The 19,507-nt window shown below is 33.3% G+C and carries 20 protein-coding genes; 7 read left to right on the top strand and 13 right to left on the bottom strand.

Annotation, left to right across the window (positions count from 1 at the left end):
* The 3 genes from SOM12_RS15325 to SOM12_RS15335 all read right to left on the bottom strand — a co-directional run.
* Positions 1-244: hypothetical protein (locus SOM12_RS15325; RefSeq protein ID WP_320494074.1), on the bottom strand; the 244-nt coding region annotated here is incomplete at its 3' end.
* 604 nt (positions 245-848) lie between these two features.
* Positions 849-2,084: an ABC transporter permease gene (locus tag SOM12_RS15330; protein ID WP_320494075.1), complete on the bottom strand. Its 1,236-nt coding sequence runs from the start codon at positions 2,082-2,084 to the stop codon at positions 849-851.
* Between the two features lie 102 nt (positions 2,085-2,186).
* Positions 2,187-2,681, bottom strand: coding sequence for a YkgJ family cysteine cluster protein (locus SOM12_RS15335; RefSeq protein ID WP_198855503.1), 495 nt, complete (start codon positions 2,679-2,681; stop codon positions 2,187-2,189).
* A gap of 72 nt (positions 2,682-2,753) precedes the next feature.
* Here SOM12_RS15335 and SOM12_RS15340 point away from each other — a divergent pair, with 72 nt between their 5' ends.
* Together SOM12_RS15340 and SOM12_RS15345 are read left to right on the top strand one after the other, a co-directional pair.
* Positions 2,754-3,461: a class I SAM-dependent methyltransferase gene (locus SOM12_RS15340; RefSeq protein WP_095928214.1), complete on the top strand. Its 708-nt coding sequence runs from the start codon at positions 2,754-2,756 to the stop codon at positions 3,459-3,461.
* 20 nt (positions 3,462-3,481) lie between these two features.
* Positions 3,482-4,027 carry a YfiT family bacillithiol transferase gene (locus tag SOM12_RS15345; protein ID WP_320494076.1) on the top strand — a complete coding sequence of 182 codons (546 nt, stop codon included), beginning with the start codon at positions 3,482-3,484 and terminating at the stop codon, positions 4,025-4,027.
* Positions 4,028-4,104: 77 nt separating this feature from the next.
* Here SOM12_RS15345 and SOM12_RS15350 read toward each other — a convergent pair whose 3' ends face one another.
* The 8 genes from SOM12_RS15350 to SOM12_RS15385 form a co-directional block, all read right to left on the bottom strand.
* Entirely contained in the window at positions 4,105-4,737 is a 633-nt protein-coding gene (locus tag SOM12_RS15350; RefSeq protein WP_248728404.1) for a 7-carboxy-7-deazaguanine synthase QueE, read from the bottom strand.
* Positions 4,738-4,838: 101 nt separating this feature from the next.
* Positions 4,839-6,506 carry a tetratricopeptide repeat protein gene (locus SOM12_RS15355; RefSeq protein WP_320494079.1) on the bottom strand — a complete coding sequence of 556 codons (1,668 nt, stop codon included), beginning with the start codon at positions 6,504-6,506 and terminating at the stop codon, positions 4,839-4,841.
* Positions 6,507-6,522: 16 nt separating this feature from the next.
* Positions 6,523-7,446: a substrate-binding domain-containing protein gene (locus tag SOM12_RS15360; protein WP_320494081.1), complete on the bottom strand. Its 924-nt coding sequence runs from the start codon at positions 7,444-7,446 to the stop codon at positions 6,523-6,525.
* Between the two features lie 5 nt (positions 7,447-7,451).
* On the bottom strand, positions 7,452-7,679 hold the full coding sequence (locus SOM12_RS15365; protein WP_095928219.1) for a hypothetical protein: 228 nt from the start codon (positions 7,677-7,679) through the stop codon (positions 7,452-7,454).
* Positions 7,679-8,479, bottom strand: coding sequence for an energy transducer TonB (locus tag SOM12_RS15370; protein WP_095928220.1), 801 nt, complete (start codon positions 8,477-8,479; stop codon positions 7,679-7,681). Before SOM12_RS15370 ends, SOM12_RS15365 begins: the two co-directional genes overlap by 1 nt.
* 38 nt (positions 8,480-8,517) lie before the next feature.
* Positions 8,518-9,075, bottom strand: a complete 558-nt coding sequence (locus SOM12_RS15375; RefSeq protein WP_095928221.1) for an ExbD/TolR family protein — start codon at positions 9,073-9,075, stop codon at positions 8,518-8,520.
* 19 nt (positions 9,076-9,094) lie between these two features.
* A complete protein-coding gene (locus tag SOM12_RS15380) occupies positions 9,095-9,706 on the bottom strand; it encodes an ExbD/TolR family protein (protein WP_095928222.1) in 612 nt (203 codons plus the stop codon).
* A gap of 41 nt (positions 9,707-9,747) precedes the next feature.
* The gene (locus SOM12_RS15385; protein WP_008464979.1) at positions 9,748-10,572 is read right to left on the bottom strand and encodes a MotA/TolQ/ExbB proton channel family protein; all 825 of its coding nucleotides are present in this window, start codon (positions 10,570-10,572) and stop codon (positions 9,748-9,750) included.
* Between the two features lie 381 nt (positions 10,573-10,953).
* Between SOM12_RS15385 and SOM12_RS15390 the strand changes: the two genes are divergently transcribed.
* Positions 10,954-12,471 (top strand): helicase HerA-like domain-containing protein, encoded by a 1,518-nt coding sequence (locus SOM12_RS15390; RefSeq protein ID WP_320494082.1) that lies wholly within the window; start codon positions 10,954-10,956, stop codon positions 12,469-12,471.
* A gap of 108 nt (positions 12,472-12,579) precedes the next feature.
* Here the strand turns inward: SOM12_RS15390 and SOM12_RS15395 are convergent, their stop codons facing one another.
* A complete protein-coding gene (locus tag SOM12_RS15395) occupies positions 12,580-13,923 on the bottom strand; it encodes an FAD-dependent oxidoreductase (protein WP_250835044.1) in 1,344 nt (447 codons plus the stop codon).
* 218 nt (positions 13,924-14,141) lie between these two features.
* Here SOM12_RS15395 and SOM12_RS15400 point away from each other — a divergent pair, with 218 nt between their 5' ends.
* The 3 genes from SOM12_RS15400 to SOM12_RS15410 all read left to right on the top strand — a co-directional run bounded on the left by SOM12_RS15400 (position 14,142) and on the right by SOM12_RS15410 (position 16,893).
* The gene (locus SOM12_RS15400; protein WP_320494084.1) at positions 14,142-14,747 is read left to right on the top strand and encodes a GNAT family protein; all 606 of its coding nucleotides are present in this window, start codon (positions 14,142-14,144) and stop codon (positions 14,745-14,747) included.
* A gap of 45 nt (positions 14,748-14,792) precedes the next feature.
* On the top strand, positions 14,793-15,887 hold the full coding sequence (locus tag SOM12_RS15405; RefSeq protein ID WP_320494085.1) for a hypothetical protein: 1,095 nt from the start codon (positions 14,793-14,795) through the stop codon (positions 15,885-15,887).
* Positions 15,888-16,062: 175 nt separating this feature from the next.
* A complete protein-coding gene (locus tag SOM12_RS15410; RefSeq protein WP_320494086.1) occupies positions 16,063-16,893 on the top strand; it encodes an alpha/beta hydrolase in 831 nt (276 codons plus the stop codon).
* Between the two features lie 70 nt (positions 16,894-16,963).
* Here SOM12_RS15410 and SOM12_RS15415 read toward each other — a convergent pair whose 3' ends face one another.
* Positions 16,964-18,448, bottom strand: coding sequence for a DUF1254 domain-containing protein (locus tag SOM12_RS15415; RefSeq protein ID WP_320494087.1), 1,485 nt, complete (start codon positions 18,446-18,448; stop codon positions 16,964-16,966).
* A 195-nt stretch (positions 18,449-18,643) separates the two neighbouring features.
* On the opposite strand from SOM12_RS15415, the gene SOM12_RS15420 reads away from it, so the two are divergent.
* Positions 18,644-19,432 carry an AraC family transcriptional regulator gene (locus SOM12_RS15420; protein ID WP_320494088.1) on the top strand — a complete coding sequence of 263 codons (789 nt, stop codon included), beginning with the start codon at positions 18,644-18,646 and terminating at the stop codon, positions 19,430-19,432.
* Positions 19,433-19,507 lie beyond the last annotated feature (75 nt).

Genomic DNA, 19,507 nt, shown 5'->3' on the forward strand with positions numbered 1-19,507 from the left:
TAAAACTTCTTTTTGTTTCCTGCAAGAAAAACTTGAAAAATTTTTGAAGCTTTTTTTTCGCCTCATTTCTTTTGTTTTCCTCCCAGTCTATCAATGAACTTTCCGTGTTTTGCGGGGTGCAAATGTAGAAAGCATTTTCAAATCTCGCAAGCTTTTTCGAATCTTTTTTTTTGAAAATTTCTTTCCGTCCGATTCTCCTTTCCTGCCAGTATTTCGATGAACGCCTTCGCTGTTGCGGGTGCAAAAGTAGAACCTTTTTCCGCTTGCGCAAGCTTTTTCAAAGAGTTTTTTTGATATTTTTTCCATGTTTTTCTTAACATTCTAATAACTCGCCGTTTACAGCACAAACTTTTTTTAAGCCTTGTAGGGTTTTTCTGCACTGCTCCATTGTTTTGGCATTTTCCGCCCGTTTCGGCATTCGCTTTTTATGGGGTTTTCAGCCTTTAAGCCCATTTTTTGAAGAAATTCCATGTTTTCAAAAGCAGACATCTTCCGTTTTTAATCCCCCAAAGGCGCAGAGGCGCGAAGCTTTTCCCTCCCTCCCTTCCAAAACCCGCCCTTTTCCCCTCTAAGCCGCCTCTGAAAACCGGCGCCCTAGCCCCGATAGAAGCGGAAATCCTTTTGTGCCGGGGTTCGGCACAAAAGATTGGAGCGGATAGCGGGAAACAGCTCCTGATAAATGCCAAATCTCAATTTTTTAAAATCCAAAATTCCAAATGCTGCCGCGAAAATGGCTTCGGCTTCACTCAGACGGACAAGCTAGATTTTCTCCTTATATATATGTATAAACAATAAACCCGACTGGTTTTGAAAAACTGTCGGGTTGGATATTGTGCTTTACTTTTTAATTAGTCGAAACGGATCGCTTTTACAGGTGATATTTTTGTTATTATATAAGAAGGTATTAATAGCACCAAGAAACAAACACCAACCGTAAGCAGGTTTAACAATAGTATATACATCCAATTTAGATAAACTGGTGCTTGATTTACATAATAGTTTTCAGGATTGAGCTTAATTATACCGAATTGCTGCTGTATTAACAGAATTGAAATTCCGATCAAATTTCCCCAGAATAGTCCACGCAGAATTAGATAAAAGGCATTATATAAAAATATCTTACGTACTGACCAGTTATTGGCCCCCATTGATTTTAAAATTCCAATCATTTGAGTTCTTTCTAAAATGAGAACCAGCAATGCCACTACCATATTAATTGTTGCCACAAGAATCATGACCCCTAAAATGATTACTATATTAAAATCAAATAGCTTAAGCCAGTCAAAAATATAACTGTATTTTTCTACAATGGTTTGTGTATCTAGATTAGAAGAGGTTTTTTCGTAAATTTTATTTCCTGTGGATTTAATTTCATTAAAATCCTTCACAAAAATCTCAAATGCTCCAACTTGGCTCTCACTCCACTTATTGATTCTTTGAATATGGCGAATATCTCCAATAATATATGTTGCATCAAAATCTTGGAATCCAGAATTAAATATTCCGACAATCTTAAATCTACGGCTATTGGGAAGCTTACCTTGCTCTTCTTTTATAAAAAAAGTATTGAATTGGTCTCCAATTTTTAAATTTAAACGATCTGCAAGAAATCTTGAAATAATAACATCTTCATTCAATGCTTTTGCAAAATCTGGAAGTTTACCTTCAACAATATATTCTTTAATATTATTCCAATCGTAATCTGCTCCTACACCTTTAAATATAATTCCTTCAAAAGCATTTTCTGTTCTAATTATTCCAGCTTTACTGGTCACTGCTTGGATATGGCTTACTTCTGGAACTGACTTAAAATTAGGATAAAAATCTTGTTGCTTTGAAATTGGAACTGTTGTAACTTCTGAATTATTATTGTCATAATTAGAAATTATGATTTGGCCATTAAAAGCAGAAACTTTATCGCGAATTTTCTTTTGCAAGCCTATTCCCGTGGCAACAGAAACCATCATCATGATTATTCCGATTGCAATTGCAGAAATCGCAATTTTTATAATCGGCGCCGAGATACTGCTTTTATAATCTTTTGCAGTAATAAGTCTTTTGGCTATGAAATATTCTAAATTCAAATTATGAGTTTTCTTTATGTTGTTTAATTATTTCCTTTCTCAAAAATACATCTTAAAAAAGGAAATCAAGATATTCGTAGAAACAATTGCCTGTTTATTCCATTATAACGGCAGCTTCTTTTTCATTTCCTCGACGATGTTGAATGCTGCTGGACAAATTTCGACGTTTTTCAAAGTTAAATTAGAAATCTGATAAAATTTGTTTCGATCTGTGTGAGGAAACTCTCTACAGGCTTTCGGACGAACATCATAAATCATACAATAATTTTCATTATCTAAAAACGTACATGGAACACTTTGCAAAACATAATCTTTGTCTTCATCAATTCGCAAGTACTGATCAATAAATTGCTGAGGCTTTTGTCTAAAGTGTTTAGAAATTCGTTCTATATCTGCCAAAGTAAACAATGGTCCTGTCGTTTTACAGCAATTAGCACACTTCAAGCAATCCGTCCTTTTAAATTCGGCATCATGCAAATCCTGCATAATGTAATCTAAATTCTTTGGCGGTTTCTTTTTAAGCTTATCAAAATACTTTTTATTCTCGTTATGCTTATCTTTGGCTAACTTACTTAAATTATTTAAAATCTGTTTCAAGTTTAGTATTTAAAGTTGATTTGCAAAATTAAACAACTTTGAACTTGAAACCTTAAACTTTGAACTAAAACAATGAAAGATCTTTTTGGGAAAGCAATATTTGATTTTTACACCAAAAATTCACCTGAAGACATTATTACTGAAACTTCTATTTCTGAAGAAGATGAAATGAGTGTCGAATATCTTTTCCGCTCTTATAACGAAATGCCTAAAATTGAGCAAAAGGCTTTGCAATTGGCAAAAGGAAAAATATTGGATGTAGGGTGCGGAGCTGGAAGTCATGCTTTATCCCTGCAAAATGAACGCAGTTTAAATGTAACCGCTATTGATATTTCTGAAAAAGCAATTGAGACTTGCCGTCTTCGAGGAATAAAAAACGCTAAAGTTGAAAATATTCTCGATTTTGATGGAGAAAAATTCGATACAATTTTACTTCTAATGAACGGAACAGGAATTTTTGGCCAGTTAAAAAACTGCAATTCCTATTTAACTAAACTAAAATCTCTTTTAAATCCTGGCGGACAAATTTTAATTGACAGCTCGGATATCATTTATATGTTTGATGAGGATGAAGATGGCGGAAAATGGATTCCGTCTGAAAATGATTATTATGGAGAGCTCGTTTTTAATATTAGCTATAAAGGAGAAAAAGAAGAACCTTTTGATTGGTTGTATTTGGATTATAACACGCTTCAAAATGCAGCGATTGCCAATGATTTAAATTGTGAACTTGTTCTAGAGGGCGAGCATTATGATTATTTAGCTAGACTTACCATTTAAAAACAAACCATAAAAAACCTATGAAAGAACTAGATTTAGAGAAATTAAAATATCCTGTCGGAAAATTTATTGCTCCAGAAATTTTTTCAGCAGAATATCTTTCTGAAAAAATTAAAGAAATTGAAACTCTTCCAGAAAGATTAGCAAAAGAAACTATTCATTTAACAGATGAACAATTAGACACGCCCTATCGTCCTGACGGATGGACTGTTAGACAAGTCATTCATCATTGCGCAGAAAGTCATATGAATTGTTTTATCAGAATTAAGTGGACATTAACAGAGAACAATCCCGTTATCAAAGCTTATGACGAAGTTCTTTGGTCTGAATTAAAGGATAGCTTAACAATGCCTATTCAACCAACTTTGGAATTATTGAAAGGACTTCATTTCAGACTAGGCTATCTTATGAAAAATTTATCTGAATCTGATTTAGAAAAAACGTTTATACATCCTTCAGATAATTCGGAAAACAAACTCAAAAAAATTATCGGAATGTATGCTTGGCACGGAAACCACCACCTGGCGCATATTACCGCTTTGAAAAACTATAAAAACTGGAGATAATCTGGCGTTTACTTTTTACACAAAACTGTATACTTGTATAAAACAAAAAATCTCTTCAATAGAAGAGATTTTTTGTTTTATGGTATATTAAGATACTTATGTGTCTGCAATGAAACCCTCCATTTTGGATTGTTCATTACATAATCAACAATAAGCGGAGTCATTTCTTCTTTTTTGCTCCATTCTGGCTGAAGGAATAAAATTGCATTATCGTTTACTAATTCTGCCTGCTCTTCTGCAAAAATAAAATCGTGTTTATTATAAATAATCACTTTTAACTCATGAGCATTATCATACACGGTTTGTGTTGGCAGTTTGTTCTTTTTTGGCGAAAGACAAATCCAATCCCAAGTTCCTGATAATGGAAAAGCTCCAGAAGTTTCAATATGAACTTTTAGATTCTTTTCTTTTAATCGTTTTGTTAAAAATGTCATATCCCAAGATAAAGGCTCTCCACCAGTCACTACAACAGTATCGGCATATTTTGCAGCATTTTCAACAATTAAATCCACACTTGTTGGCGGATGAAGCTCGGCGTTCCAGCTTTCTTTCACGTCACACCAATGACATCCTACATCGCATCCACCAATTCTAATAAAATAAGCAGCTCGTCCTGTATGTGAACCTTCTCCTTGGATGGTATAAAACTCTTCCATCAAAGGAAGCATTGCTCCTTTATTTACTTCTAATTGTATTTCTTTTGGTAACATTTTAATATTTTAAGAGTGCAAAGATAGTCAATAATATACGGAACAAAAAAACCGATAGTTTTTTGAACTATCGGTTTTTATATTCTCTTTAAATTTTCTAATTATTTTAAAGCTTTTATAGATTGTGTAGCATATGAATTTGCAGGATCTAAAACTAAAGTTTTATTAAAATATTCAATAGCTTTAGCTTTATCTGTATTAGCATAAGCTGCACCAATACCATTGTAAGCTTCAATAAATTTCTTAGTTACAGCTGGCTTAGCCACTTCTTCAGCACCTTTTGCTGAAATTTTAGTAACGTATTCTTCGTAGTTTTTAATGATTAAATCATCTTTATCCAATAACGAATTAATTCTTGCTTTGTACAAGTATGCTTCATCATAGCTAGGAGCAGTTACTAAAATTTTATCAAAAGCTGCATCAGCTTTCCCTAAAGCAACAGTATCACGGCTTTCCTTTGGTTTACTAGCATTACCATAGTATAAAGAAATTCCATAATAAACGCTGTCATCTAAGTAATTTTTAGACTCAGAATTACCTGCTCCAAGTTCAAAAATAGCAGCAGCTTGTGCGTATTGCTTTTTACCAAATAACTCTTTTCCAAAATCAGCGAATTCTTCTACTACTAAAGGCTCTAATTCAACTGCTTTTTTGATATCAGCTAAACCTGCATCAAAAGCTGCTTGATCTACTGTACCATCAGCTGCAGTTCCTTTTTTGATTTTAGCTAGACCTAAATAGTAGTAATCTCTACCGATAACTTTGTTTCCTGGAGCTTTAATGTAATCTTCAATAGATTTAATAGCTACATCAACATTTCCATTTTCGTAAGCAGCATATCCTAAATATCTGTAGATTCTAGGATTTACTTTATCCTGAGCAATCATTTTGTTTGCAACAGTTTCTAATTGTTTGTAATCTTTAACCAAGATTAAGAAATCTGCATGACGCATTTTAGAATCAAGAGAGTAATCTGTCAAACTTAAGTACTTCTCGTAGTTTGTAATTGCATTTTGCAAGTTAACTTTAGCAGTAGAAGGTTTGTTTCTTGCCCATTTGTAGTATGTTTCAGCAAGTTCTCTGTAAACTGGTCCGTAATTAGCATCTAGCGCGATAACTTCATTAAAAGATTTAATTGCTTCATCGTAAGATTTAGCACCTTTTAATAAAACTCCTAATTGCATTTTCGCTCTCAACAAAGTATTATCAGCTGTAAAAGCATCACGATATGCTTTGTAAGCATCGTTTTGGTTGTTTGCTCCGTAGTAAGCATCTCCAATTGCCAAAAGCGCTTGTGCATTTTGAGGATCTACCAATAAAGCTCTTTTCAAAATGTCAGTAGCACTTTTATAATCTGGATTCTCAGAATTCATATAAGCTCTAGCGATGTAAATAAATTCATTTACATCTTTTTTCTTCATGTCTTTGGTTGCTAAAGTAAAATTAGCTTGAGCAGCAGCAGTATTCTTTGCATCAAGGTCTAATTGTCCTAAACCAATGTAGCTTAAATTTTTCTTATCTGAAGCTTGTAATCCATTATTGTAATAGATTTTTGCAGAATCGACAACTGATTGATTTAAATAAACATTTCCTAAAACAAAATTTGCTTCCCCATCTGAAGGTTTAGCTTTGATGATTGATTTAAGGATCGTTTTTGCTTTATCAAATTGTTCAGCATCAATTGCCTTCTTTGCTTGGTTGATATCTTGCGCACTTGCCGCGGTAGCCGAAGCAACTAATGCAAGACTTAAAATTTTAAATTTATTCATCTTTATTGTAATTAATTTATTCTTTATCTTTTATAATTTCATTTCTAATTTTTAGCTTTCGCCCTGGAGTTTTGTATGGTAACAGGCCTGATTTCAAAATTATTCTTTGGCCAATGTCACCTGCTATGAATGAAGCAAACCCCATTCCTAGCCCAGAATAACCTTGACAATTGATAATAAACAAATCACGTGCCAAAGGGTATTTCCCAATTTCCAAGTCATTTTGAGTTGGACTATAATATTCATTACTGTTCAAACCTTTAACATAAAGAACATTAATTTTATTAATAGTCTCTGTCATATCAGGAGTTGGCTGATAAAACCAATTAATACCAATAACACCAATCATTCCTTCATTTTCTGAAACAAATTTGATTACCTCATTATTTGTTTTAAATGAGAAAACTCCCGATTTAGGTATTTCATTCACTTTTGCTAATTCTTTCATGTAACGAACCGTACTTGAATTAGGATTATCGAAAACAAGGCCTTTAATTTTGCCATCTGTTTTGCCCTGCATGAAATCAATCACAGTTTTCAACGCGATTAATGTATCATTATTGCTTTTGCTTGAAATAAAAGCAATAGCATCATGAGCAAAAGGAGTTACTCTTGGATTAATTTTACTTTTGTCAAAACGAGCTTTTTCTTCTACAGTTAGATCGCGAGTTGTAATTGCGACCTTAGCCTTTTGATTTAACAAATCATTAATTACTTCAGCTTCTGATTCTGGTTTTACCTTAATTTTTGCATCATAGTAAGTACCTTCAAAAACAGCAACCTGATCGTCCACAATTTGTTTTACTGTTTCGTCAACCGCAAGATCAAGTGATCCTTTCAAAATGGTCTCTTTTTCAGTTTCATTCTTGCTTTTTTGGTTGCACATGGCAAACAAAAAGACAAAAACAACCAAACCTAAAGGCTTACTATATTTCAACATAATTATTATTCTTTTGAATTAATTAATCTTAAAAATCTTATTGCAGAGTACACAATTAGTAATCCACCAAAAGCATATCTGTATTTTGGTTCCATGTTAAGTGGGAGTTTTTCCCAAAACATAATCATTAAACCGAGCACAAGATAAATTAAAAAAAACAGTATTCCTAAAACAAGAAGAAATCGCTCTTTGAGCGATTTCTTCTGAATATTATTAAGCATATCTTTTAACATTATTCTGCAGATTGAATAGTAATAGGAAGAGAGTATAATACCCTAACTTTTTTACCATTTTGCTCGCCGGGAGTCCATTTTGGACATTTTTTAAGAACACGAATTGCTTCTGCTCCTGTACCATAACCGATATCTCTTAAAACTTTAATATCTGTTAATGACCCGTCTTTTTCAACTACAAACGTAACGTAAACTTTACCTTTTAAACCTTCTTCTTCTGGAGTTTTGTAGTTGTTTCCTACGAATTTGTAGAATTTCTCAATACCTCCTGGGAAGTCTGGTTTTACTTCGATACCAGCTGTGTTATATACAGTGTTATCTTCTTGTACCACCTCTGCTACTGGTCCTTTTCCAACTGGCTCATCAACAGTTAAAACTGCATCTGGATCTCCTTTGATAGTCTCAGCACCAACTTTTTTGTCTTTTAACTCAACAATTTTTGGTGGGTCTTCAGTTACTTCTTCCGCTTTTGCAACCACAGGTTTAACGAATTTAACCTGATCCACTTTTGGTGGCGGTGGCGGTGGCGGTGGCATGTTAGGCTTAATTTCCTCTTTTTTAGGAGGTAATTTTACCGCAGCCATCTTAACCTCTTTTACCTCTTCTTCTTCTGTTGAGTCTGGCAACAAACTCGCGATAAGAGGAGCAGCAACAGCAGCACTAAAGATAAGAGAACCAATAACAAGTGCTTTCACAGTTGTTTTTCCGTTTGATTTTCTCAGCTCGTATGCTCCATATATCTTATTACGTCCTTCGAATACGATATCAAGCCACTGATTTTTTATAATATCTAATTTCATACTTCTTGATTTTTAAGTCGATAAAACTAAGATTGCTCTTATTTTTTATCTATCACTTTTGTTTCTTCTGGTGTAAACTCAGGAACAATTGCATACGTCTCAACTCCAGTGATAGCCATTTCGTCCAAGATATCAACCAAATTACGGTAATTTGATTTTTTAGTTGGTTTAATGATCACAATGATTCCGTTTTTAGGTTTCCCTAAAGCAGCAGAATATGCTAAAACATTTTTCTTTTGTTTTAACAATTCTCTACGGATACCATCTTTACCATATGCAATATCTTTTGGCCCCACTTTTGGTGTTGCCAATAACCCCATATAGTAAACCATTTTATTATCGCCACCTAACATTACTGTCATGGTACGATTCTCGTCTACCTTAGTATCCTTAACATCTTTTTCGTTATCATCTTTATTTGGCAATGATAAATCCATCGATTGAGGTTTTGACAACGAAGTAGTTAACATAAAGAATGTGATCAATAAGAATGCCAAATCCACCATCGCTGTTAAATCGACTTTCGAATTCTGCTTTTTACTTCTTACTTTACCACCTTTACCACCACCGCCGTCGCCGGTATTTAATTCAGCCATCTTAGTGTATATTTTTTAATTAAAAGTCTCTTCCTCTCTTACCAGTAACTAAGTTAAAGGAATTGATTTTCTGATCTTGCAAAATATCCATAATTTTTCTAATTCTTGGATATTCTTCTTTAGCATCTCCTTTAATCGCAATCTGCAATTCTTTGTCATCCAAATCAATTGTAGCTCTTCTAGAAATTAGAAGCCATTCTTTTAATTGATTATCTAATGAGTCCAAAGGAATTCCAGGCTGGTTTGCTTTGGTTCTGTCAGCCGCTTTCATATCAATGATTTGCTTCAAACCTGTAATTGGCACACCAAAATCATCCATAAGAGCAAATTTGGTTTTATCTTCTTCTGAAAATTCAATACCATATTTTGCACCCATTCCTTCAAGAGTTCTTTTACGAACTTCTCTTCCTTTGATGTCAAAAAATACTTTCCCTTTTCCTATTGTAATAATAGCCAAATCAGTATCTGGCAGTTTACTTATTGCAACAGAAGCAGGCATATCTACAGGCAATGCCTCAGGCACTTTAGCAGTAGCGGTCAAAATAAAGAACGTTAGCAAAAGGAACGCTACATCACACATCGCAGTCATATCTGTCGATGTAGACTTTTTTTTCATTTTTATTTTAGCCATTATCTTTTATTTTATTTTTTTGATATAAAATCAAAAATTAATTATTGTCTTAAACTTCCTCTGAATTTTCTGTAAGTATTCACGATTGTAGTACCAGCCTCATCGATAGAGTAAGTTAAATCGTCAATTTTAGCAGTAAAGAAGTTGTAAGAAACAATTGCTAAGATAGAAGTAGAGATACCTGTAGCAGTGTTGATAAGTGCTTCAGAGATACCTGTTGCAAGAGCAGCTTGGTCAGGAGTACCAGCAGAAGCTAACGCACCAAACGCTTTAATCATACCAGATACAGTTCCTAACAATCCTCCTAATGTACCTAAAGATACTAAAGTAGAGATAATAGTCATGTTTTTCTCTAACATTGGCATTTCTAATGAAGTTGCCTCTTCAATTTCTTTGTGGATTACTTCAGAAGCTTCTTCACTGTTGAATCCTTCTTTTTTAACATCTTGGTATTTTACCAAAGCAGATTTAATTGCGTTTGCAACTGAACCTTGTTGTTTATCGCAAGAAGCGATAGCAGCTTCGATGTTTCCTTCTTTAATACTTCCTTGAACACTTTTCATGAATTTGTCAAGGTTAGTTTTTCCAGCAGCTTTACCAATAACAATAAATCTTTCGATAGAAAAAACAACAACCATTAAAAACATACCTAATAATACTGGTACGATGAAACCTCCTTTATATACTTGTCCTAATGTATTGATTGGATGTCCTGTTTCTGGATTACCTCCTTCGAAGTTAGCAGAATCCCCCATGATTACTTTCCAAATAAACACCCCTACTAAGATACACGCTACAATAATGATTCCTGTGATCATTCCTCCGCCATTTGAAGTGCTTTCTTTTTTAACTTTAACGTTTGCCATTTTTTTTAATTTTAATAGTTTTAAATAATTTTTATTTTTTAGTTATATTTAACTTGTAGAGGAGCAAATTTATACGTTTAGTTTAAATAAAAAAACTTTTTTTAATTTAATTGACCGAAATTTAACTTCGATTTAAAAAATATCTCATTAAATTGGCGGCGTCATTTTTTAAATAAAACAAAAAAAAGGACGATAATTAGAAAAATTACAACGTTTTAGTAAATATTCAAAGATTCCTTTGATATCTTCTTAAAAAGCTGCGAATTTTTTTTTTATTAATTTTTCAATCAAAAAAAGCTTTTTCTTACTAAAAAAAACCACATAAAAAGTATCCAAAAACAAAGCAATACTCATATAACAATCTAAATTACAAATAAAAACATGAATAAAAAAGAGAATTTTATTGCAGATATAAATACAGGGTATTCTTCAAAGGGAGACAGCATCATACTTGGAGGCGCAATGCTTGACGGTGAGCCAATTGCGGAAGCACATGTCAAAATTCCGCTGAAAACTTTAAATCGCCATGGATTAATTGCTGGTGCAACTGGAACCGGAAAAACCAAAACAATCCAGGTTTTTTCGGAGCAACTTTCTAATGCCGGAATTCCTGTATTAATGATGGACATTAAAGGAGATTTTAGCGGTATAGCCAAAGAAGGTAAAGAAGAGGGTTTTATTACAGAACGCCATGCTAAAATAAATGTACCTTATAATGTAGCTGCATTTCCTGTTGAATTAATGTCTTTGTCTAAACAGAATGGAGTTCGTCTACGTGCTACAGTTTCTGAATTTGGCCCTGTACTGTTTTCTCGAATTTTAGACCTAAATGATACCCAGGCAGGAGTTGTAGCGGTTATCTTTAAATATTGCGATGATAATCAAATGCCTTTATTGGATTTAAAGGACATCAAAAAAGTAATTAATTATATTACTGAGGAAGGTAAAGATGAAATTGCTGCTAGTTATGGTAAGATCTCAACTGCCACAACAGGAACCATTCTTAGAAAAATTATAGAACTAGAGCAGCAAGGCGGTGATTTGTTTTTTGGCGAATTGTCTTTTGAAACCGATGATTTAATGCGAATTGATGAAAACGGAAAAGGCTACGTTAATATCATCCGCTTAACGGATATTCAAGATAAATCAAAATTATTCTCGACTTTCATGTTAAGTCTTTTGGCTGAAATTTATCAGAAAATGCCCGAAAAAGGAGATGCAGAGCAACCAGAATTAGTCATCTTTATTGACGAAGCGCATTTAATTTTTAATGAGGCGAGTAAAGCGCTATTAGAGCAAATCGAAACAATAGTGAAATTAATTCGTTCTAAAGGTGTTGGAATTTATTTTGTAACGCAAAACCCAATGGATGTTCCGAGCGGTGTTTTAGCTCAGTTAGGACTAAAGATTCAGCATGCGCTAAGAGCTTTTACAGCCAATGACCGTCAGGCAATTAAAAAGACAGCCGACAACTACCCTACTTCTCCTTATTATAAGACAGATGAATTGTTAACGAGTTTAGGAATTGGAGAGGCTTTAGTTACGGCGCTTAACGAAAAAGGTATCCCAACCCCTCTTGTTGCGACCATGATGCGCGCACCAATGAGCAGAATGGATGTTTTATCTCAAAGTGAAATTGATGAAATAAACGGCAAATCTAAACTAGTTAAAAAATATGCCGAAGAAATTGACCGTGAAAGTGCTTTTGAAATTTTAAACAAAAAACTGGCAGAAGCGACAGAAGCTGCAGCACAACAAGAAGCGCAAGCTCCTACCAAATCTGCAAAAACAGGACCAAGCACTACAGAAGTTGTTACAAAGTCTGTTTTAAAAGTCGTAACAAGCGCTACTTTTATAAGAGGTGTATTTGGAGTTTTGACTAAAATCTTTAAAAAATAAAAGGACTTAACCAACCTAAAATATAAAACCCGACAAATTCTTGAAAATCTGTCGGGTTTATTATTATGTGTAAAGATTATATTTACTTATATAAATAGGTATAAAAACTTAAGCCTGCTCTAATAATGCTAAAATCTTGTTTTCAACTTCTGGGCTGTCCCAGATGTTTTCTATATTTTCCATTCTAAGAACCTCTTCCATAATTCCGTTTTGATAATCTCCGATTGCCAAAGCTTCAGCATACGGGCGATCACTAAAAGTAACGCGGCTATAAAGCGGAATCCATTTGTCTGGATGTTTGTCTGAAAAGACTTTTTCTATTTTCTTTTGCAGTAAGAATTTTTCATCTGCTGTTTTGGTACTCATTTCTAAGAAATTTCGATATGAAAGTTCTGCAATGGCATCTGCATTTGGTTTTCTTGAGATCTGATATTCTGAAAATATTTTTTTCCAATCGTCTTGGTACTTTTCAATCATTTCGCTCAAAACAGTGATATCTTCAAAACCCGCATTCATTCCTTGTCCGTAAAATGGAACTATGGCATGGCAAGCGTCACCAATTAAGGCAATTTTATTTTCGTAAGTCCACGGAAAACATTTCATGGTAACCAGAGTACTGGTTGGATTTTTAAAGAAATCATTTGCCAATTCTGGAATTACTTCAATCGAGTCTGGAAAATTTTTCTCAAAGAAATCTTCTACCATTTTACGGTCTATTAATGATTCAAATGAGTTTTCGCCTTCAAAAGGCATAAACAAAGTACAAGTAAAACTTCCGTCAAGATTAGGAAGTGCAATTAACATGTACTCGCCTCGTGGCCAAATATGAAATGAGTTTTTATCTAATTTATGTGTTCCGTCTGGATTTGCTGGAATATTTAGTTCTTTATATCCCATATTCAAAAATTCCTGAGAATAGTTAAACATGCTCTGGCGCTGCATTCTGTGACGAATTCTAGAGAAAGCGCCATCGGCGCCAAAAACCATATCGAACTTTCTTTCTTCCCACTCGCCTCTTTCACTTTCGCCAATATGAAGCGTAGCATCATTCAAAGTAACGTCCCAAACTTTCTGTTCAAAATGAAATTCAGCTCCAGCTTCTTCGGCAAGATCGATCATTTTTCTGTTTAGTTTTCCTCGTGAAATAGAATATATTGATTCTCCTTCTTGACCGTAATTCTGAAAATTTAGTTTGTCTACCAAGTGAATGGCACGTTTATCCATCGGAATTGCAATTTCTCGAACCGAATCGCCAACACCAACTGCATCCAAAGCTTTCCAGCCACGGTTGGACATTGCTAAATTAATAGAACGGCCAGAAAAATTTATTTTTCGGATATCTGGACTACGGTCATAGACATGAACAGAGTGACCAGCTTTTTTAAGATAAATTGCCAGTAACGATCCTACAAGTCCAGAACCAACAACAGCAATTTTTAAAGATGTTTGCATCGAGGGAAAATCTAATATTGGGTCGTAAAAATAACTAATAATTGTACATGAGCCTTAAAATAAATGAACAAATTGTTTGTAAATAGTGATTCACAAAGATTATCCTGTTTTTTGATGTTTTAAAAATATAACAAATTGTTATTTTGTTCGATTTATTCACAAAAATTAAACAACTAATTTTACTTTCGATTTAATTCATTCCATAAAAAACAAAATTCATGAACAGCGAAATTATCCAATCGGAGATTATTTTAGAAAACGAGAAAGTGCTTTTGATTCCTTTTGAAAACGAAAGAAATATAGAACTCAAAGAAATCATATTTGACGATGAAATCTGGAAATATATGGGAATGTATGTTCGAAACGATCAAGATTTCGAAAACTATATAAAAAGTACATTAAAACAGAAAGCAAACGGGATTTGTTATCCTTTTTTAATAATTGACAAAGCAACTAACAAAGTTGCCGGAAGTACACGCTACGGCTACTTAAATCACGCAAGTCAAAAATGCGAAATTGGATGGACTTGGTACGGCAAAGCTTTTCAGGGAACGGGATTAAATCAAGCATGCAAATTTGAATTGCTGAATTTTGGTTTCGAACAAATTCAATTTAGAAGAATACAATTCAGCGCCGATCTTGAAAATATAAGATCGCAAAAAGCAATTGAAAAACTAGGCGCTGTAAAAGAAGGCGTTTTCAGAAACAATTATGTCGATTCTGAGGGAAAAAGTAAAGATGACGTTTATTTTAGTATTATTTCTGAAGAATGGGAAAATACTAAACAGGATTATTTTAGAGAATATAGTAAAAATATATTTTAGGAAACTAAAATCACTATTTTTGACTTTTAACATAACTAAATCCCAATGACTTTTAGAAAATTAATGCCTGGATTATTCATATTCTTTTTTTCCATTTCTATAAACTCTCAAAACACGCTCAAAAGCGTATATGATATAGAAGACAATTTTCCTGCGGAGATGAAAAGAGCTAAAATGTTTATTGACAAATTATGTTCTGACATCCTTATTTATGATTTGATTGTTGGCGGCAATAATACTTACAGTTCGAATTATCAATTTAAATTAAAGTCTACATCAGATTTAAATTATGAATTGCCATATACAAATGGATTATCGCTTTATTTTATAGATTTTAAAACTAAAAAACCTTTAAAAGAGCACACATTATATGTTGATTATTCTTTTGATTATTTAAAATATAAACCTGAGTTTGTTTTAGACAAAAATACCTTTTCGGCTTTCTCTTATTTTAATCTAGCGACTGAAATCAATGAGTATTCGGATAAGGAAATCGTAAAGCAAATTTTGACAAATTTATTTGTTGAGCCTTCTTTTGAAAAAAGATTTTCGCTCTTTCTAAAAAAAATAAACGGTAAATATAAACTTGATAATCCTTCGCCTAAAGAGGTTTTTGGAGAAGAGGAAGAACTAAATACTGATGAAAAAATTGAAAAAATAACTGAATCTTTAAAAGACCAATTTGACGAAGAGTTTCACCAAGTGCTCTTTAATACTTTTATACTAGAGAAAACTGATGACAAAAAGACTTTTGAAAATTTAAGTAAATTATTTTCTAAAAATATTACAGAATCTGTTGATGACGTTTTGCAACAAAAAATTCTTATCAATACAAACAAAAGTTGCTTTCTAAAAGTGCCTAATCAATATCTAAATATTCTAAATGAAGAACATTCATTTCCAGTTAATTCGATTGAAATTAAATTAGATTTTAAGAATAAAAATCTAATACTAAATTTTTCTAATGAAGGTACTAAACTAGTTTTAAAAAACAGTAAATCGGTCAGCATTAATAAAATTTTAAACGAAGTAAACGTAACTACAAATAGTTTACAAATAACTATTTCTGAGTTAGATACAAAATTAATTGTTAGCGACAAATACAATAAAGACAATTACACCATTACATTATTAAAGTAGCACACGATTATTTAAAGAATAAAAAACACACCCCAGCCATAAAGCTGGGGTTTTTAATTGAATTGAACTTTTACTAATCATCATTCTCTTTCCAATTAGATTGTATTAAAGTGAAACAAATTGAACAATTGCGCGTCTTACTTTTTAATCCATTTCACACTAATCAATCAAAACCATGAAAAAATCAATTCTTTTACTATTAATGGCCTTTTTATCTGCAGCAGCTATTTATGCTCAAACAGAACCAATAAAATATGGCAACAACAAGGAAGCTGGAAATTATAAAGAAATTAACGGTTTTAAAATGTACTACGAAATTTATGGAACCGGAAAACCTTTGGTTTTACTTCATGGCAATGGCGGTTCTATTAAAGGCCACAGCAAAAGAATTGAATATTTTAAAAAGCAATATCAGGTTATTGCAATTGACAGCAGAGGGCACGGAAAATCTATTGATCCTTCTAACAAGCAATTGAATTATAACGAAATGGCAGATGATGTGAGCGCTTTACTTGACTCGTTAAAAATAAAAAATGCCTACATCTGGGGACAAAGCGATGGTGGAATTTTAGGTTTATTGCTTGCTATTCATCATCCGGACAAAACCGAAAAAATTGCTGTTTTTGGAGCTAATTTATATCCTGGAAAAAAAGCAGTTTACAGCGAAATTGATCAATTGGTTTTAGACACCTTAAAAGCCACGAAAGATCCTCACACAAAAAACTTATATACTTTATTGGCAAAACAGCCTAATATTTCTAAAAAGGATCTACAGAAAATAACATGTCCTGTGTTGATAATGTCAGGAGATCGAGATGCTATTAGACTAGAGCATTCTATAGAAATATTTGATAATATTCCGAATTCGAACTTTTTTGTAATGCCTGGCGCAACACATTTTGGAGCTTATGAAAAACCAGAATTATTCAATTTAATTGTTACGAGTTTTTTTAATGATCCTTTTAATAAGACATCTACTGTGGATATATTTACAGGAAAAAAATAAATCTAAAACTAAAAACCCAGCTTTACAGCTGGGTTTTATATTGAATTAATTTACCTTTTAAAGAACTGACTTATTTTACTTCTTCAAAATCTCCTGGTTTCCAGCTTCCATCAAAAGCAGCTTTTTCAGGCCCATAAATACGTATGTAAACAAACCAACCTTTATTTGGAATTGTTTTTATCCATTGCCCTTCTTTGCCTTCAGGCGCTTTTGGTCCAAAATACAAATCAATTGTTTTACCACCTATTTTATCTTTAAGCTCAAACATAGAACGAAGTGCTGCCTTATTTTGATCTGTAGCAATCTGACTTCTTGTTTCGGCATCATAAACTGTGGCAGACCAGAAAAGTTTTGCTGGTACAGGTGTTGGAAGCGTAAGTTTATAGGTTTTACTTCCATCAACATAATTCCCTGTATTGTCTTTCAATCCTAACCAATATAAAGACCCAGAGCCTTCCTGACGTCTAAACATTGCTGGAGAAGCACCTATTGCTTGGTAGAACCAAGTTTCTCTCGCGTCTATATCAACATAATTCTGCGTATTAAAATCTCCATTTTCAGGACGAAGCCCAACCCACTCCCATTGGCGGTCTTTCCAAACTATACGATCTGGACGACGATCGGCGAACGATTGCACGCGCATTTGAGCATTGGCAATTTTTGCTGCTTTTGAAAGTATATTTTTCATACGTTCATCCGGCGTAAAAGGTTTTCCTTTTGCAATTCCTAGCACTGCCAATTCTCCGTAATAGTTACGATATCCATCATAAGATGGTTCACGATCAATAACTTCTTTTAAAACTTCCCAGTATTTAAAAGTTGTCTCATATTTTAAAGGCGTACTATTTTGCGGTTTGTCTGTTAATGGAAGCCAAGTTGGCTCTTTCCAGTCGGAAGTTTTATTAAACGGATAAACTTTTACTGTTGTTAAGCGTTCCAAAGCTCCTTTTACATCTCCGCCAACAGGAAGCGAACGAACGCCAACAGTTAGATTGTCAGAAGAAGCATGCCAAACATAATATCCGGCAGATGGTATTGCTCCTTTATATCCAAACGGAAGAATTAAGTGTTTCCCTCCCTTTCCTGCATCTGGCCCTGGAATTCCCATATCGGCAACCCAGCGCTGATTAACGTCCATAGCCACTACGATAAGTGGGCCTGTCGGAATTTCGACAACCATAGGGCCTTTGGACAAATCCAAAACTACTGGAGCATAAGGTGTGTCTGAATTTAAGGTATAACCTATTTGTCCTGGTTTTGTATCCAATGTTCCAAAAACGGAATTGGCTTTTACTCCAATTTCAAGATTTCCTAGACCAATTGCTGCGCCAGAAACTGTTGGATAGAAAAATTTATAGGTTTGTATAGCACGATTAAGATCGGCATCATAGTATGCTTTTTGTATAGTTGCCTCTGTTGGATATCCACCAACAAATTCATAGCCATCTACACTTGAAAAATCTGTAGCAACGCTTTCATTATTTATTGTGGTTTCTTTCTTGCAGGCAGTTGAAAAAAGAAATAATGAAAACAAACAAGGAATGATTTTTTTCATAATAATTAAATTTGAACTTGAATTAGGGATAAATTTCCAATCAAATTTAAATCTACTCTATACAATATTAACCACTTACATTCTTCAAATAGGTTTCAAGTTATAAAATGAAACCTGTTTTTTATGTGCATTCATTTTTACTTCATTCTATTTTTAGTCTAAATTTGAAATCAAATTGGCAAATAAAATTTAAATATGCAGGTATATTCAGAACATTACGTCAGTCATAAAACCGAACGGTTTGTCAATAAAATCTGGTGCTTAGACAACAGCATCGGCGAAAGCCTAATCGAAAATAAATTGGTTTTGCCAAACGGCTGTTTTAATCTTGCTATTGTTAACGGCAATTCGATTGAAGTTCATACGAGTAAAAACAAATACGAAATGAACGAAGGTATTTATTTCTGCTCTCAAATGACTAATAAAGTGCTCGTTAATATTCAGCCGAAAGCAAAAGTTACCATAATCCAGCTTCATACTTGGACGCTTTCTCTGTTTCCTAAATACGATTTGAGCAATTTTACAGATTCGATTATTAAAATTAATTCAGCAGAATTGCCTTTTAAAGTGGAGATTCAATCTGATATTGAAATACTATTAAAAACAATTAATGCTTATTTTGAAGCATTAGCAGATTCGCATCAAAATGTAATTGAAAAAATCTGTGAAATTATACGACTTCGCGAAGATGAAATTTCGGTTTCAGAAATCGGAAAGTTGTTGAATTCTTCACAGCGTTTACTTCAAATAAAATTTAAAACGACGACTGGACTTACGATTAAAAAATACATTCAGATTTTAAAATTCAGAAAATCGGTCGATCAAATGCTGAACGCCGATTTAGAGAAAATGAGTTTAACCGAAATTGCACTTTATAATAAATACTTCGATCAATCGCATTTTATCAGAAAGTTTAAAGATGTGACTAAAACAACTCCAAAAATGTTCAATCCTGATTTGTATTTTCTTTCGCAAAAAAGATAAAATTTCGCTTTTATACAATTTTGGTACTTTTGATTGAAGTATTCTTGCAGAATCAATAATCATCAATCAATCATC

The sequence above is a fragment of the Flavobacterium sp. CFBP9031 genome (genome assembly GCF_034044945.1).
Lineage (GTDB): Bacteria > Bacteroidota > Bacteroidia > Flavobacteriales > Flavobacteriaceae > Flavobacterium.